The 14,830-nt window shown below is 65.9% G+C and carries 14 protein-coding genes; 4 read left to right on the plus strand and 10 right to left on the minus strand.

Annotated elements, in window-relative coordinates:
• Positions 1 to 88: 88 nt before the first annotated feature.
• The 4 genes from ACVCL3_RS00750 to ACVCL3_RS00765 form a co-directional block, all read right to left on the minus strand.
• On the minus strand, positions 89 to 1,084 hold the full coding sequence (locus ACVCL3_RS00750) for a C13 family peptidase (RefSeq protein WP_447098708.1): 996 nt from the start codon (positions 1,082 to 1,084) through the stop codon (positions 89 to 91).
• Between the two features lie 13 nt (positions 1,085 to 1,097).
• A complete protein-coding gene (gene mtnC, locus ACVCL3_RS00755; protein WP_447100185.1) occupies positions 1,098 to 1,790 on the minus strand; it encodes an acireductone synthase in 693 nt (230 codons plus the stop codon).
• A 79-nt stretch (positions 1,791 to 1,869) separates the two neighbouring features.
• Positions 1,870 to 2,421: a 1,2-dihydroxy-3-keto-5-methylthiopentene dioxygenase gene (locus ACVCL3_RS00760; protein WP_447100186.1), complete on the minus strand. Its 552-nt coding sequence runs from the start codon at positions 2,419 to 2,421 to the stop codon at positions 1,870 to 1,872.
• On the minus strand, positions 2,418 to 3,068 hold the full coding sequence (locus ACVCL3_RS00765) for a methylthioribulose 1-phosphate dehydratase (RefSeq protein WP_447100187.1): 651 nt from the start codon (positions 3,066 to 3,068) through the stop codon (positions 2,418 to 2,420). Before ACVCL3_RS00765 ends, ACVCL3_RS00760 begins: the two co-directional genes overlap by 4 nt.
• Before the next feature lie 167 nt (positions 3,069 to 3,235).
• Between ACVCL3_RS00765 and ACVCL3_RS00770 the strand changes: the two genes are divergently transcribed.
• Positions 3,236 to 3,568, plus strand: a complete 333-nt coding sequence (locus ACVCL3_RS00770; protein ID WP_395118983.1) for a high-potential iron-sulfur protein — start codon at positions 3,236 to 3,238, stop codon at positions 3,566 to 3,568.
• 398 nt (positions 3,569 to 3,966) lie between these two features.
• Here the strand turns inward: ACVCL3_RS00770 and ACVCL3_RS00775 are convergent, their stop codons facing one another.
• Positions 3,967 to 5,433 carry an amino acid permease gene (locus ACVCL3_RS00775; RefSeq protein ID WP_395118981.1) on the minus strand — a complete coding sequence of 489 codons (1,467 nt, stop codon included), beginning with the start codon at positions 5,431 to 5,433 and terminating at the stop codon, positions 3,967 to 3,969.
• A 76-nt stretch (positions 5,434 to 5,509) separates the two neighbouring features.
• A complete protein-coding gene (locus ACVCL3_RS00780) occupies positions 5,510 to 7,039 on the minus strand; it encodes an amino acid permease (RefSeq protein ID WP_395118979.1) in 1,530 nt (509 codons plus the stop codon).
• A gap of 168 nt (positions 7,040 to 7,207) precedes the next feature.
• Here ACVCL3_RS00780 and ACVCL3_RS00785 point away from each other — a divergent pair, with 168 nt between their 5' ends.
• Positions 7,208 to 7,750 carry an NUDIX hydrolase gene (locus ACVCL3_RS00785; RefSeq protein ID WP_447098711.1) on the plus strand — a complete coding sequence of 181 codons (543 nt, stop codon included), beginning with the start codon at positions 7,208 to 7,210 and terminating at the stop codon, positions 7,748 to 7,750.
• A gap of 60 nt (positions 7,751 to 7,810) precedes the next feature.
• Here the strand turns inward: ACVCL3_RS00785 and ACVCL3_RS00790 are convergent, their stop codons facing one another.
• From ACVCL3_RS00790 to parE, 3 genes are all read right to left on the minus strand, one after another.
• Positions 7,811 to 8,332, minus strand: coding sequence for a 3-hydroxyanthranilate 3,4-dioxygenase (locus ACVCL3_RS00790; RefSeq protein WP_447098712.1), 522 nt, complete (start codon positions 8,330 to 8,332; stop codon positions 7,811 to 7,813).
• Positions 8,333 to 8,441: 109 nt separating this feature from the next.
• Complete coding sequence (locus tag ACVCL3_RS00795; RefSeq protein WP_447098713.1) at positions 8,442 to 9,035, minus strand: fasciclin domain-containing protein; 594 nt, start codon at positions 9,033 to 9,035, stop codon at positions 8,442 to 8,444.
• A gap of 142 nt (positions 9,036 to 9,177) precedes the next feature.
• A complete protein-coding gene (parE, locus tag ACVCL3_RS00800) occupies positions 9,178 to 11,067 on the minus strand; it encodes a DNA topoisomerase IV subunit B (RefSeq protein WP_447100188.1) in 1,890 nt (629 codons plus the stop codon).
• Positions 11,068 to 11,334: 267 nt separating this feature from the next.
• Between parE and ACVCL3_RS00805 the strand changes: the two genes are divergently transcribed.
• Complete coding sequence (locus ACVCL3_RS00805) at positions 11,335 to 12,519, plus strand: DUF6861 domain-containing protein (RefSeq protein ID WP_447100189.1); 1,185 nt, start codon at positions 11,335 to 11,337, stop codon at positions 12,517 to 12,519.
• A gap of 1 nt (position 12,520) precedes the next feature.
• On the plus strand, positions 12,521 to 12,943 hold the full coding sequence (locus ACVCL3_RS00810; protein WP_447098716.1) for a hypothetical protein: 423 nt from the start codon (positions 12,521 to 12,523) through the stop codon (positions 12,941 to 12,943).
• 24 nt (positions 12,944 to 12,967) lie between these two features.
• Here the strand turns inward: ACVCL3_RS00810 and ACVCL3_RS00815 are convergent, their stop codons facing one another.
• Entirely contained in the window at positions 12,968 to 14,812 is a 1,845-nt protein-coding gene (locus ACVCL3_RS00815; protein ID WP_447100190.1) for an ABC transporter ATP-binding protein, read from the minus strand.
• Between the last annotated feature and the right edge of the window lie 18 nt (positions 14,813 to 14,830).

Below are 14,830 nucleotides of genomic sequence, written 5' to 3' on the forward strand. Positions count from 1 at the left end.
AGCCTCGCGGCGACCTGCGTGGCGCGTTATATCCGGGATTCATGGCAGCGACGCCCGGCGCGGACCTGGCCAGGGGTTTGAGCTGCGGTCAGGGCGTCGGCGTCGTGTCGGCTGCGCCGGGCGCTGCTGGCTTGAACGACACCGCCGGGCCGGGCACGACGTGCTTGCGCCACGCTGCCAGCTGTGCCGCGATGCCGCTGCCGACGTCGATCTGCGGTTCGGAGGGGGTGAGCTCGTCCTGCCTTTCCCAGTGGGCGATATCGCTGCGTGCCCGCTTGAACGCGTCGACGAAGTTGTCGGTGTGGTTCAGCGCATCGACCAGCCAGGCCTTGCCGAAGTAGGTGATGTCCGAATCGCTGCCGCAGCCGAACGAGCTGCGGTCGCTGCGTGCAGCGGTGAGCACCAGGGTGCCGGAACCGCGCAGCGGCGGCACGAAGCCGCCGGAGTAGCAGGCGTTGACCACCACCACTTTCCACCGGAAGTGGCGCGCCGCCAAAATGTCGGCGAGATCCTGCGCGCCGATCTGATCCAGCGGCAACGGGTCCATGTCGACCAGCAAGGTATGGTCCTCGTCGCCGTGGCTGGTGACGTAGAGCAGCAGGATGTCCTCGTCCGTTCGCATCACCTGCTGCAAGCCGTCGAGCGCCGCTTCGAGATTGCTCCAGCTGGCCAGCGGGTGGGTGGTCAGCGAGGCCGGGTTGTTCTCCAGCACCAGGCTGTGGACGGTGGGGCCGAAGCGCGAACCGAACAGTTGCGCGGCGTATTCGGCCTCATTGCGGAACACGTCCTCGCTGCCGTCGCCGGCGAAAGCGAGCAGGTAGAGATTGGGCTTGCCCGCCACCCGCGGCGTCAGTCGGGCGAGGGCGTCGCGTACCATCTGCGGCTGGGCGTAGAGCACCTGCTCGGGGCTGGGCGCGGATGCCGGCCAGGCATCGGGCGCCGCTGTCGATTCGGCCGGTGTTTCGGCTTGAAGCGGCATGGCGGGCGGCGTGTTGGCCGAGTCGGGGAGAGCGTTGACCGGCAACCACGCGGCCAGCGCCACGCCGGCGCTGAATGCCGCCGCGATGGTCAGCAGAGTACGCACGCCCCGACGCATCTCAGCTGGCCGGGTCGATGGCGTCGAAGTCGCGATAGACCCGATGGCCTGCCGCCTCCGGCAGCGGTTGCGGCTCACGCACCAGCCAGGCGGTTTGGAAACCGGCGGCGCGCGCGGCGTCCAGCTCCTCGACGATATCGGACAGGAACAGCAGGTGGCGGGGCTCCTCGCCCACGGCTTCGGCGATGCGGCGATAGGACTGCGCCTCGCGCTTGGGCCCGGTTTCCGTATCGAAATAGCCGGCGAACAAGGGCGTCAGGTCGCCGGCTTCCGAGTAGCGGAAGAACAGCTGCTGCGCCGGTACCGAACCGGAGGAGTACACATACAGGCGAAGCCCGTCGGCGCGCCAGGCGCGCAGGCGGGCAGCCACTTCGGGGTAGACGTGGGCGCGGTAGGCGCCGCTTTCGTAGCCTTCCTTCCAGATCATGCCCTGCAGCGCCTTGAGCCCGGTGGACTTGCGATCCTGCGCGATCCATTGCAGCAGCAATTCCACCACCTCCTGTCGTTCGGCCTCGATCATGCCGGCTTCGCGCGCGGCCTCGTGCAGCCAGTGCTGCACGTCGGGACGATCGCCATGGGTTTCCACGAACGCGGGCAGGCGCTTGCGGGCGAACGGGAACAGGACGTCGCGGACGAAGTCGATCGAGCTGGTGGTGCCCTCGATGTCGGTGACGATGGCGCGGATTTCGGTCATGGGGACGGGACTCGGGCCTTCGACAGATTCAGGACGATGGATGCGGGGGTTGGAAAAGGCATCGCCCGCGAGCGGGCTCCTACGGGTTCGGCTGCATGCGGGGGAAGCGGGTGGCGATGTCGTCGCCGGTGAAGTTGGCCACCCAGCCTTCCTTGTTGGTGAACAGGCGGATGGCCACGAAGTACGGCGCCTCGCTCATGTCGAACCAGTGCCGCGTGCCGTCGGGCACGCCGATCAGGTCGCCTTGCTCGCACAGCACGTCGTAGACCCTGCCATCCAGGTGCAGGGTGAACTGGCCGGAGCCGGCGACGAAGAATCGCACCTCGTCCTCGCTGTGGGTGTGTTCGCTGAGGAACTTCTGGCGCAGGGCGGCGCGGTCGGGATGGTCGGGAGCGAGGCTGATCACGTCGACGGCCTGGTAGCCGGCTTCGTCCATCAGGCGGTCGATGTCGCTGCGGTAGGCCGCGATCACTTCCTCCTGGCTGGCGCCCGGGGCGATCGGCTGGTTCGCTTCCCATCGTTCGAAGCGCACGCCGACCTTGGCCAGTTCTTCCGCGATGGCTTCGTGGCGGTCGAGCGTGGCGCGGGCGGTGTGCGGTTCGTTCTCGTCGAAAATGCGCAGGCGGCTCATGATGACCTCAGTGTTCGCAGATCCAGTTCGCAGCCGAGCAGGAACTCCAGCGCTTCCAGGTGGCGCTCGCTCTCGGCCATGTCGCGGCCCCAGGTATAGATGCCGTGGCCGTCGATCAGGTAGGCGTGCAGCGGTTTGCCGGCGTCGAGCCAGGCATCCACATGGGCGACCAGTTCGGGCATGTGCTGGGTGTTGGGAAACACCGGGATCTCCAGCACGCTGTCATGGCTGTGGTAGCCGCTGATCGCCTTCTGCAACTCCCAGCCCTGCAGCCGGACCACGCCCTCGCGGGCAAACAGTCGCGACGCCACGCTTTGCGTGCGCGAGTGGGTGTGCAACACCGCATTCATGTCGGGCCAGCGCCGGTAGACCTGGGTGTGCAGCGCAGTCTCGGCGCTGGGGCGCGCCCCGGTGCCCACCGGTCGACCCTCGAGGTCGATCAGCATGATGTCGTCGCGGCCCAGCTTGCCCTTGTCGCGCCCGGAGATCGTGATGGCGGCGTGGCCCGTATCGACGCGCATCGAGAAATTGCTGCTGGTCGCCGGAGTCCAGCCCTTGCCTGCGAGCGCGCGCGCGGTCTCGGCCACGCGGTCGGCGCAGGCGTCGAAGTGGCTGGCCGCGATCGCGTCGGGCAGGGACTGGCTCATGTGATTTGGACGTCCAAATGAGTGATCGATGATAACACGCCGCGCCAGCGGCTCTTGCCGGAATGAGAGCCATTCTCGCGAGTCAGGAAAGATTGCGTGACCGGGCGTACCATCGCCGAGGGGCCGGGGCAGGGTGCGTCGGCTGCAACCCAATGGAGACATGTGCCATGTCGAACGACAAAGATATCGAATCGCGTCGCCGGTTCCTCAAGGTGGCCGCAGGGACCACGGCGGCAGCCGTGGTGATGGGGGGCCTGCCGCGGTTCGCGCGTGCCGCCGACCTGCCGGCGTTGGGCCCTGACGATCCGACCGCCAAGGCCCTGGACTACGTGGAGGACACCACCAAATCCACCAACCCCAAGCACAAGGCCGGCGACGATTGCGCGAACTGTCAGTTCTACTCCGGTGGCCCCACTGGCCGCGGCCCGTGCCAGCTGTTCCCGGGCAAGTCGGTGAACGCGAAAGGTTGGTGCGTGTCGCACACCCCCAAGAAAGCCTGACCGCCACGCGGCAAGCTCTGCAAGGCCGGCGATCTCGCCGGCCTTTTCATTTCATGGGGCGGATTCCGCGGACGAGCCGGTGATGGATGCGCGGATGCTGGACAAAGTGCGGCCCGGCGACGTCAGGCTGAGGAGCTGCTTTGCCTGACGGGCCGGGCCGCGATCCGGGGCCCACTGCCAAGTGATTTACCCTCGGACTGGGGATCATACTCCCGCGTTCGGCGAATGGGCGACCCCGGATGCAACTCGCCGCGATGGCGCACCGACAAGCTATTTAAAATCAATCATATAACACGCATTTTACATTCAAGTTCGCATGTTCTGACGAGAATGGTGGAATCGCGACGTTTGCGTAACTTGTGTGCTTATGGAGTATTTTCAGCGATCTTAAGCGAAGATTACTGAAATTTCGTCACGGACGGTTGATTGGCCGCCTGATGCAGCACGCTGTGCTTGCGGCTGTAGAGGAAGTAGATGGCGAAACCCAGCAGGGTCCAGCCGCCCAGGATCGCCCAGTTGAACCAGTCGAGACTGAACAGCAGGGCGAAGCAGCACGCCACGCCGGCAAGGCAGGTAAACCAGACCCACGGCACGCGGAAGGTGCGCGGCAGGTCTGGCAAGGTGTAGCGCAGGATAAGTACGCCGGCGCACACCGCCGAGAACGCGATCAGCGTGCCCATCGAGGTGAGGTTGGCCAGCAGGTCGAGCGGGAACACGGCCGCCAGCAAGGCGATCATGCTGCCGGTGATCAACGTGTTGATGTGCGGCGTGCGGTGACGCGGATGCACCTTGGCGAACACTTTCGGCAGCATGCCGTCACGCGCCATGATCATGAAGATGCGCGGCTGCGCGATGATCATTACCAGGATCACCGACGACAGGCCGATCATGGCGCCGATCTCGACGATCAGGCGCAGCCAGTCCAGCTCGGGATGCGCGGCCACCGCGGTGACCACCGGCTCGGCGGTGTCCAGCAGGGTGTACGGCACCAGCCCGGTGAGCACCGCGGCCATCGCCAGATAGAGCACGGTGCAGATCACCAGCGACACCAGGATGCCGAAGGGCAGGTCGCGTTGCGGTGTCTTGCATTCCTGCGCCGCCGTGGAGGTGGCCTCGAAGCCGATGTAGGCGAAGAACACCATGGCCGCGCCGCGCATGATGCCGGACCAGCCGTACTTGCCGTCGCCCTGCGGCTCGGGGATGAACGGATGCCAGTTCTCGGGGTTCACGTAGCGGTAGCCGGCCACCACCACGATGATGATCAGACCGACCTTGACCAGCACCATCAGCGCGTTGAGGCTGGACGATTCGCGGATGCCGATGTAGCACAGCCAGGTCAGCGCCATCACGATTGCCACCGCGGGCAGGTTGAACAGGTGGCCCGTGACCACGAGTTCGCCCTTGGTGAAGGCCAGCGGTGCTTCGGTCAGCGCCACCGGCAGGTGCAGTCCCATATGATCGAGCAGGCTGGTGAAGTAGCCGGTCCAGCTCGCCGCCACGGCGGAGGCGGAGATGCCGTATTCCGCCACCATGTTCCAGCCGATGAACCAGGCCGCCAGTTCGCCCAGCGACGCATAGGCGTACGAATAGGAGCTGCCGGAGATCGGGATCAAGGTGGCGAACTCGGCGTAGCACAAGGCCGCAAAGCCGCTGCAGATCGCCGCGATGATGAAGGAGATCAGCACCGCCGGGCCGGCATGTTCGGCCGCGGCCGTGCCGGTGACCACGAAGATGCCGGTGCCGATCACCGCGCCGATGCCCAGCGCCGTGATGCCCCACGGCCCCAGCGTGCGGCGCAGGCCCGGACCGTGGGCGTGGTCATCGTTGCTGAAATCGGTCTTGCGGGCGAGCAACTGGCTGAGCATGGGAAAGTCTTCGTGGCCGGGGCGGAGAGCAGCAAAAGCGTCGCGGCCGGCGTTGGAGGCGCCGGCCGCGGGTTGGTCAGTGGGCGTTCTGGCGCAACTTGCTGTTGCGGTAACCGTAGAAGCCGTAGATCAGGAAGCCGATCGCGGTCCAGCCGAGGATCAGCCACCAGCGCACCACGAACGCCTGCCAGAACAGGAACAGGCAGGCTGCCGCGCCGAGCGGGCAGACGACCCACACGAATGGCACGCGGAATGCGCGCGGCAGATCCGGGCGCGTGTGGCGAAGCACCAGCACGCCGATGCATACGGTGGTGAACGCCAGCAGCGTGCCCATCGAAACCAGGTCGCCGAGCACGTCGACCGGGAACAGGCCGGCCAGCACCGAGGCGATCACGCCCACGATGACCGTGCCCACGTACGGGGTGCGGTGCTTCTTGTGCACCTTGCCCAGCAGCGGCGGCAGCAGGCCGTCGCGCGACATCGAATAGAAGATGCGCGGCTGGCCCATCAGCATCACCAGCACCACCGAGCTGAGACCCGCCAGCGCGGCAAACACCACCAGGATCTTCAGCGTGCCGAGGATATGGCTGGCGCTGCTGCCGGCCGGCACGTTGCCCAGCACGTAGTTGAGCGCGGTGGCCACCGGCTCGGGCGTGTTGAGTTCGGTGTAGGGGGCCAGGCCGGTCAGCGCCGCGGACATCGCGATGTAGAGCAGGGTGCAGATCGCCAGCGAGCCGAGGATGCCGATCGGCATGTCGCGCTGCGGATTCTTCGCCTCGCCCGCGGCGGTCGATACGGCATCGAAGCCGATATAGGCGAAGAACACCAGCGTCGCCGCGCGGATCACGCCGCTCCAGCCGTACTTGGCGCCGCCCTCGTTCTCCGGGATGAACGGGTGCCAGAGATCCGGGTTGAGGTAATGGAACGTCACGGCCAGGAACAGCAGGATCACGATGACCTTGATCGCCACGATGATCGCGTTGACCGTGGCCGATTGGGTGATGCCGCGGTAGCAGAGCCAGCTGATCGCCGCCACGATGGCCACCGCCGGCAGGTTGATCAGGGTGCCGGTGGCGATGATGTGGTGGCCGCTGGCGTCGAAGGTCAGTGGTGCCGAGGCCAGTGCGGCGGGCAGCGAGACATCCACGCCGATCCAGGCGCTGATCATGCGCAGCATTTCATTGAAGTAGCCCGACCAGCCCACCGCGACGGTCGAGGCGGCGAACAGGTATTCCAGCACCAGGTTCCAGCCGACGAACCAGGCGACCACCTCGCCCAGCGTGGCGTAGGAATAGGAGTAGGCGCTGCCCGATACCGGCAGCATCGCGGCGAACTCCGCGTAGCAGAGGCCGGCCAGTGCGCAGGCGAAACCGGCCATCAGGAAGCTGATCACCAGCGCCGGACCGGCGAACTGCGCCGCCGCCGTGCCGGTGAGCACGAAGATGCCGGCGCCGATGACCGCGCCGATACCGAGCATCACCAGGTGACGCGCGGTCAGTGCGCGTTTCAGTGTCACCTCGCCGGTACCGCTGCCCTCGACAGGCTCGCCGGCGTCGACATGAGGCATCGCCTCGATGCCGTGGGTGGCAAAAAGACCTTTTGTCATCGGGTTCCCCTCGGATGGATTTCCTGTCCTTTCCGCGCGATGGCGGCGTGCGTGGACAGGCTGGACAATGGCGGGCCAACATATCCCATGCGACGAAGGTTGTACAAGCTTCGTCCATGTTGCGGCGAAACATGCCGCGCCCACTTTCTTTCACGCGTGCAGGTGCCCATGGGCGAGTCCGCAAGCAGTCTCATCCAGGCCCTTCGTCGCTACCGTGACCAATGGCAGGGTGACGCCGACGTCGTCGCGCAGTTCGAGGATTTCGCGCAGACACACGCGGATGCTTTCGAGCGCGGCAACCCGGTGGCCCATTTCACCGGCTCGGCCTGGCTGGTTAGCGCCGATGGCGAGCGCGTGCTGCTGATGCATCACCGCAAGCTCGATCGCTGGCTGCAGCCGGGCGGGCATGCCGATGGCGATACGGATCTTGCGCGTGTCGCCCTGCGCGAGGCGGAAGAGGAAACCGGCCTGGCCGGCCTTCATGTCGATGGCGGCATTTTCGATGTCGACCGACATCGCATTCCCGCCCGCGCGGACGAGCCGGAGCACTGGCACTACGACTTGCGCTACGTGGTGCGCGCGAGTGCCGACGAGTCGTTCGTGGTCAACGCCGAATCGCACGCGCTGGCATGGCGACCGGTGAACGAGGTGGCCGCTGACGAGACACTCGACACGTCGTTGCGGCGGATGGCGCGCAAGTGGCTGGCGTAGGGCGGGCACTGCCCGCCGGTTTTCGATGTACCTTGCGCAGAGCGGCGGGCGGTGCCCGCCCTACGCGTATTTTCCTGGTGCGGGATGGACGTGGCCGCATTCGCTGCAGGTGCGTGCGTCGGTCGAGCGGTAGAAGCGCTCGAATACCGGCGGGAAGTCCTGCTCGATGCTGGCGAGGGTGAAATACTCCTCGTAGAGCTTGTGGTTGCATTGCTCGCAGAACCACATCAGGCCGTCTTTTTCGCCGGGCAGGCGGCGGCGCTCGATCACCAGTCCGATCGAGCCGGCGGCGCGGTTGGGCGAGTGCGGCACGCGCGCGGGCAGGTAGAAGATCTCGCCGGCGCGCAGCGGGATGTCGCGGGCCACGCCGTCGTCCTGCACCTTCAGCGTGATCTCGCCCTCGAGCTGGTAGAAGAACTCGGGGCCTTCGTCGTAGTGATAATCGGTGCGCGCGTTCGGGCCGCCGACGATCATGATGATGAAGTCGCCGTCGACGATGCACTTGTTGCCCACCGGTGGCTTCAGCAGGTGGCGGTGCTCGTCGATCCAGTGCTCGAGATTCAGTGGCGGCAGCAGGGCCATGTGCATTTGCTCGGGAAAAGCCAGTTCGCACGATAGCGCCGCCATTCCCACAAAAAAAGCCGCCCGGGCATTCCCGGGCAGCTGCTGCGAGCGGTTGAAGGTTTTGCCGTTACGGCATCAGGACCTTGTCGATCACGAAGATCTCGCCGTTGGACTGGGTCACGTCGGCAATCGTGATGTGGGCGACATTGCCCTTGTCATCGGTCACCGTCCACTTGCCGTCGTGCTTCGCCACGGTGATCGAATCGCCCTCGACCGTCTTCAGCACCGCCTTGCCACCATGCGCCTTCGCCAGCTTGGCAAGGTCGTGCGCGGTATATTTGCCCGGCACCACATGGTAGGTGAGGATCTTGGTCAGCGTGGCCTTGTTCTCCGGCTTGAGCAGGTTGTCGACCGTACCCGCGGGCAGTGCGGCGAATGCCTCGTTGGTGGGCGCAAAAACGGTGAACGGTCCGGGGCCTTCGAGCGTGTCGACGAGGCCGGCGGCTTTCACCGCGGCGACCAGGGTGGTGTGATCTTTCGAGTTGATCGCGTTCTCGACGATGTTTTTCGTCGGGTACATCGCGGCACCGCCGACCATCACGGTCTTCTGCATGCTCATCGAATCCATCTGGCCGGCCATCGCCATCGGGGCGAAGGCAGCGGTGGCCAGTGCCATCGAAAGACCAAGAGTGAGGGCGCGCACGCGGGAATGGGTCTTCATGAAAGTTCTCCAGGGGTTTCCGCTTCGCGGGTTGGAAGCACCTGTAGATACGCGACATGCGCTCCAGTGGATGCAAGGTGTCGGCGTGCGATTCAGTGAAGTGAAATCCATGCGAAGCACGGGCTCGTCAGGATGCGGACGATTACACCTCGAGCGTGGCCAGGTCGCCTTTCTCTTCGAGCCACGCCTTGCGGTCGCCGGCACGCTTCTTGGCCAGCAGCATGTCCATCAGCTTCGCCGTGCCGGCATCGTCGTCGACGGTCAGCTGCACCAGGCGGCGGGTGTCCGGGTGGATGGTGGATTCGCGCAACTGCGGCGGATTCATCTCGCCCAGGCCCTTGAAGCGGGTGGTGCTGACTGCGCCCTTGATCTTCTCGCGCTCGATCCGCTGCAGCATCGCTTCCTTCTCGCCCTCGTCGAGGCAATAGAACACCTGCTTGCCCACGTCGACGCGGAACAGCGGCGGCATCGCCACGAACACGTGGCCTTCGCTGACCAGTCGCGGGAAATGTCGCAGGAACAAGGCCGAGAGCAGGGTGGCGATGTGCAGGCCGTCGGAGTCGGCGTCGGCGAGGATGATCACCTTGCCGTAGCGCAGGCCGCTCAAGTCGTCCTTGCCCGGATCGCAGCCGATCGCCACGGCGAGGTTGTGCACTTCTTCGGAGGCCAGCACCGAGGTGGATTCGACCTCCCACGTGTTGAGGATCTTGCCGCGCAGCGGCAGGATTGCCTGGAACTCCTTGTCGCGTGCCTGCTTGGCGCTGCCGCCGGCCGAATCGCCCTCGACCAGGAACAGCTCCGTGCGGGTGAGGTCGGTGGCGGTACAGTCGGCCAGCTTGCCGGGCAGTTGCGGGCCCTGGGTGATCTTCTTGCGCACGATCTGCTTGGCCGCCTTCAGCCGTGCGCTGGCGCGCTCGATCGCCAACTGGGCGATGCGCTCGCCCATGTCCACGTTCTGGTTCAGCCACAGGCTGAAGGCGTCGTGGATGACGTTCTCGATCAACCCGGCGGCGTGGCGCGACGAAAGGCGCTCCTTCGTCTGGCCGGCGAACTGCGGGTCCTGCAGGCGCGCGGACAGCACGAACGCGATGCGCTCCCACACATCCTCCGGCGCCAGCTTCACGCCGCGCGGCAGCAGGTTGCGGATGTCGCAGAACTCGCGGATCGCGGTGGTCAGGCCACTGCGCAGGCCGTTGACGTGGGTGCCGCCCTGCATGGTGGGGATCAGGTTGACGTAGCTTTCCTGGACCAGTTCGCCCTCGGGCAGCCAGGCCAGCGCGACCTCCATGCCTTCGGCGTCGCGCGCCATCTGGTGCACGAACAGCTCGGTCGGCAGCAGCTCGTTGCCGTTCAGTTCTCCGCGCAGGTAGTCGCGCAGGCCGTCCTCGTAACGCCACTCGATGACTTCGCCGCTGGCCTCGTCGGTCAGCTTCATGTTGAGGCCGGCGCACAACACCGCCTTGGCGCGCAGCAAATGCTTGAGCTTGCCCAGCGAGATCTTCGGCGAATCGAAATACTTCGCCTCCGGCCAGAAATGCAGCGTCGTGCCGCTGCGCTTCTTCGGCACGCTGCCGATCACTTCCAGCGGGCTGACCTTGTCGCCATGCTCGAACGCCATCGCGTATTCCGAGCCGTCGCGGCGGATCGTCACCTCGACGCGATCGGACAAGGCGTTGACCACCGACACGCCCACGCCGTGCAGGCCGCCGGAAAAGCTGTAGTTCTTGCCGCTGAACTTACCGCCCGCATGCAGTCGCGTCATGATCAGCTCGACGCCCGACACGCCTTCCTCGGGATGGATGTCCACCGGCATGCCGCGGCCGTCGTCGCTCACCGACACCGAACCGTCGCCGTGCAAGACCACCTCAATCGCACTGGCGTGGCCGGCCAGCGCCTCGTCCACCGAGTTGTCCACCACCTCCTGCACCAGATGGTTCGGCCGGGTGGTGTCGGTGTACATGCCCGGCCGGCGCTTGACCGGGTCCAGGCCGGAGAGGACTTCGATGTCGGCGGCGTTGTAGCGACTGCTCATGTGGGTGTTTCGATGGAGAAAAGACGGCAAAGCATGGGGCGCGCGGGTGGCGACGGTCAAGCCGGACAGGCTCGGGCTGGCGGCACGGAAGGCATCTGGACGGCCCCTTTGACGGCACCAGGCCGAACAGCGCCTGGATCCGAGCGCCGAGTTCGCGGGCCAGTCGTTCGCGGCATCGCACAAGGATGATGTGTGTCACGCTGACAGGCGTGGGTGCACGTTATCCTGTGGCTTCGATGGAGATTTGTCGACCGGGGATCAGGGAAGATGACGGGACTGCAGGGTGCATGGATCGAGCTGGAACGCTGGGCTGCCCGCCGCGTTTCTGCGGCAAAAGGCGATGCCATCCTGCTGGCGGCGCGCAGTCGCTGCCTCAAGGAGGCATTGACGCAATCGGCCCAGCAGGCTGCCGAACAGATCGAGCGCGACTTTCATGATCTGGACGTCGCCGCGGTTGCCCGGGAGATCGCGCGCGTGCTGGCCGAGTGCCTGGCGATCATGGTCGCGACCACCGGCATCGGCGCGCTGCTCGGTGGCGTCGCGGGATTCTTCGGCGGCTTCGGGGTTGGTGCCGTACCGGGGGCGGCGGCGGGCGCAGCGCTGGGCGCGGAAGCCGGCGAATGGATACTCGCCGCGCTGGGTCTGAAGGCGTTGGCCGAATTCGTCGTCGAAGGCCTGCCAGCCATCGGGCGCACCTATTGGAGCGGTATTCGCGAAGCGTGGCTGGCCGCTGCTCCGCCACCAGTGCCCCAGGGGCAACCGCACATCAATGCCTTCGCCATCCGGCACGCGGCCAGCCTGCTTGCCCGCGGTCACGTGGCCATGTTCGTCCTGTTGCTGATGGCGATTGTCGCCTACGTCAGCAAGGGGCGTGGCAGCATGCGGGAACTCGCCGAAAAGGCCAGCCATGGTCGTTTGGGGCGCAAGTTCGGCGAATGGTTGTTGCGAAATGAGTCGAAGCTCAAAGCCGATCCGCGGCTGCGTTCGAGTGAAGAGCCAATCGTTGGGTTCGGCGAATCAAGCAAATCCCCTCAAGGCGGAAGCAGCAAGCCTGCACCGAGGCGTTCACCCGCGGCAAAGCCTTCTACGGCTGCCGTGAAGAGCACCGCCGTGGAGAAGGAGCCGATTGTCCAGAGGGGTGGGGCGCACGGCGACGTCAAGGGGTTGCCGGGTTACGAGTCGCACCACATGCCTGCCGATTCGGTCAGTCCTCTTCCCACGAATCAAGGCCCTGCCATTGCGATGAAGATTGACGATCACCGCATGACAGGGAGTTGGGGCAACTCTCGGGAAGCGCGCGCGTATCGAAAGCGACAGGCGGAACTTCTCGAGCAGGGAAAGTTCGGCGAGGCCCAGAAGATGGATGTGGACGACGTGCGCGCGAAGTTTGGCGACAAGTACAATGAGGCCATCGATCAGATGCTGAAGTACACGGACAAGAAGGGGCCTTGAAGTGAAATACGACATCGCTCCAGGCAAGGGAATCAAAGGCATTCCGTTCGGGACAGGCGTGTCAGGGGTACGGGCGGCGTTGGGCGCGGGCTTCAAGTCGTTCATGCGCACCCCGGGCGCTGCGCATCCGTGTGACTATTTCGCCGGTGCGGGACTGTTCGCCAACTACGACAAGACCGGGCGTCTGGAGGCGATCGAGCTGGCCTCGCCTGCAGCGCCGGAGCTCTACGGGATCAACTTGCTGGGCATGGGTTTCGAGCAAGCTGTGAAATACCTCAAGTCCAAGGATCCGCAGCTTGAGCGCGAGGTCGACGGGGCGATTTCCCTGGCGCTGGGGATAAGCCTTTACGCACCGCACGCGGTGAATGATCCGAAGCTGCCGCCGGAAAGCGTGCTGGTGTTCGCGCCCGGTTATTACGACTGAATTGTTGCTGTGGTCATCACGGCTTCACCGATACCCCTGCGCCTGCAGCGAGAACAGATGCGCGTAGTGCCCGTTCTCGGCCATCAGCTGCTCGTGGTTGCCGCGTTCGACGATGCGGCCGTCCTGGATCACGATGATCTGGTCGGCCATGCGCACGGTGGAGAAGCGGTGCGAGATCAGGATCGCGATGCGGCCGCCGGAAAGTTCGCGGAAGTGTTCGAAGATGGTGGCTTCGGCTTGCGCATCCATCGCGGCGGTGGGTTCGTCCAGCACCAGGATGTCGGCGCGTGAGCGCATGAAGGCGCGGGCCAGGGCGATCTTCTGCCACTGGCCACCGGAGAGTTCGCGGCCGTCGTTGAACCACTTGCCCAGCTGCGTATCGAAGCCGGCCGGCAGGCTGTCGATGAAGTCGCTGGCCATGCCCTTGTCGCTGGCCTCGCGCCAGCGCGCCTCGTCGTCGAAGTGGGTGACGTCGCCGGCGCCGACGTTCTCGCCCACGCGCATCTGGTAGCGCGCGAAATCCTGGAAGATCACGCCGATGCGCTGCAGCAGCACGCTCTCGTCCCACTCGCGCAGGTCGGTGCCGTCGAGCAGGATGCGGCCGCTGTCGGGCGTGTACAGACGCGTGAGCAGCTTGATCAGGGTGGTCTTGCCCGAGCCGTTCTGGCCGACCAGGGCCAGCGATTCGCCTGGGCGGATGTGCAGGTCGATGTCGCGCAGCGCCGGCTCGCCGGCCCCGGGGTAGGTGAAGCTGACCTGCTCGAAGCGGATGCCGTCCTCGGGCTGCGCGCCGCGCTGCGCCATGCCGGTGGCTGGCGGCACCGGGGTTTCCAGGTATTCGTACAGGGTGGAGAGGTAGAGGTTGTCCTCGTACATGCCGCCGATCGCCGACAGCATCGCCGACACCGCCGACTGGCCCTGGCGGAACAGCGCCAGGTACATCGTCATCTGGCCCAGGGTGATGCGCGCCATCACGGTGCTGGCGGCGATCCACGCATAGGCGCCGTACAGCGCCAGCGTGCCCAGCAGGCCCAGCACGAAACCCCAGCTGTCGCGACGCACGGCAAGGTCGCGGTCGGCGCGGTACAGGGTGTGGAAGATGTCGCGGTAGCGTTGCAGCAGCAGCGGGCCCAAGCCGAACAGCTTCACTTCCTTGGCGTGGTCCTCGCGCGCCAGCACGGTTTCCAGATACAGCTGCATGCGCGTTTCCGGCGAACGCCAGCGGAACAGGCGGAACGCGTCGCCGGAGAACTTGGTCTCGGCGAAGAATGAGGGCAGGCCGGCCAGCAGCAGCACCGCCACCGCCCACGGCGAGAACTGGAACAGCAGGCTGCCGTAGCTGAGCAGCGAGATCGCGTTCTGGCCCAGCCCGAACGTGCGCGTGACCAGCGACAACGGCCGGCTCGATGCCTCGCGCCGGGCGCGGGTGAGCTTGTCGTAGAACTCCGAGTCCTCGAAGTGCGCCAGCTCCAGGGTCAGCGCCTTTTCCAGGATCATCACGTTGACGCGCTGGCCGAGCTGCGCGCGCAGCAGCGACTGGCACAGCGACAGGCCGCGTTGCGCGCCGGCCAGCGCCGCCACCAGCATGCCTTCCAGCGCCACCCATTCGAAGACCGATCGCAGCGGCGCGTGGCCGTCTGTGGCCCAGAGGCGGCTGGCGGCCACCACCGCGTCCACGATGTGCGCACCGACCCAGGCGATGCCGGCCGGCAGCAGGCCGGCGACCAGGGTGAGCGCGGCCAGCGCGACGGTCAGCGCGTGGCTGGTGCTCCAGACCAGTTCCAGCGCACGACCGCTGTAGCGGAACACACCCAGGAAGCTGCGGGCGAGTTCCTTCGGTGGCTCGGGAGAAGTGGCGTGGGGTGGCACGTGGGAGGTCGCCGGAAG

The sequence above is a fragment of the Rhodanobacter sp. UC4437_H4 genome (assembly GCF_052978425.1).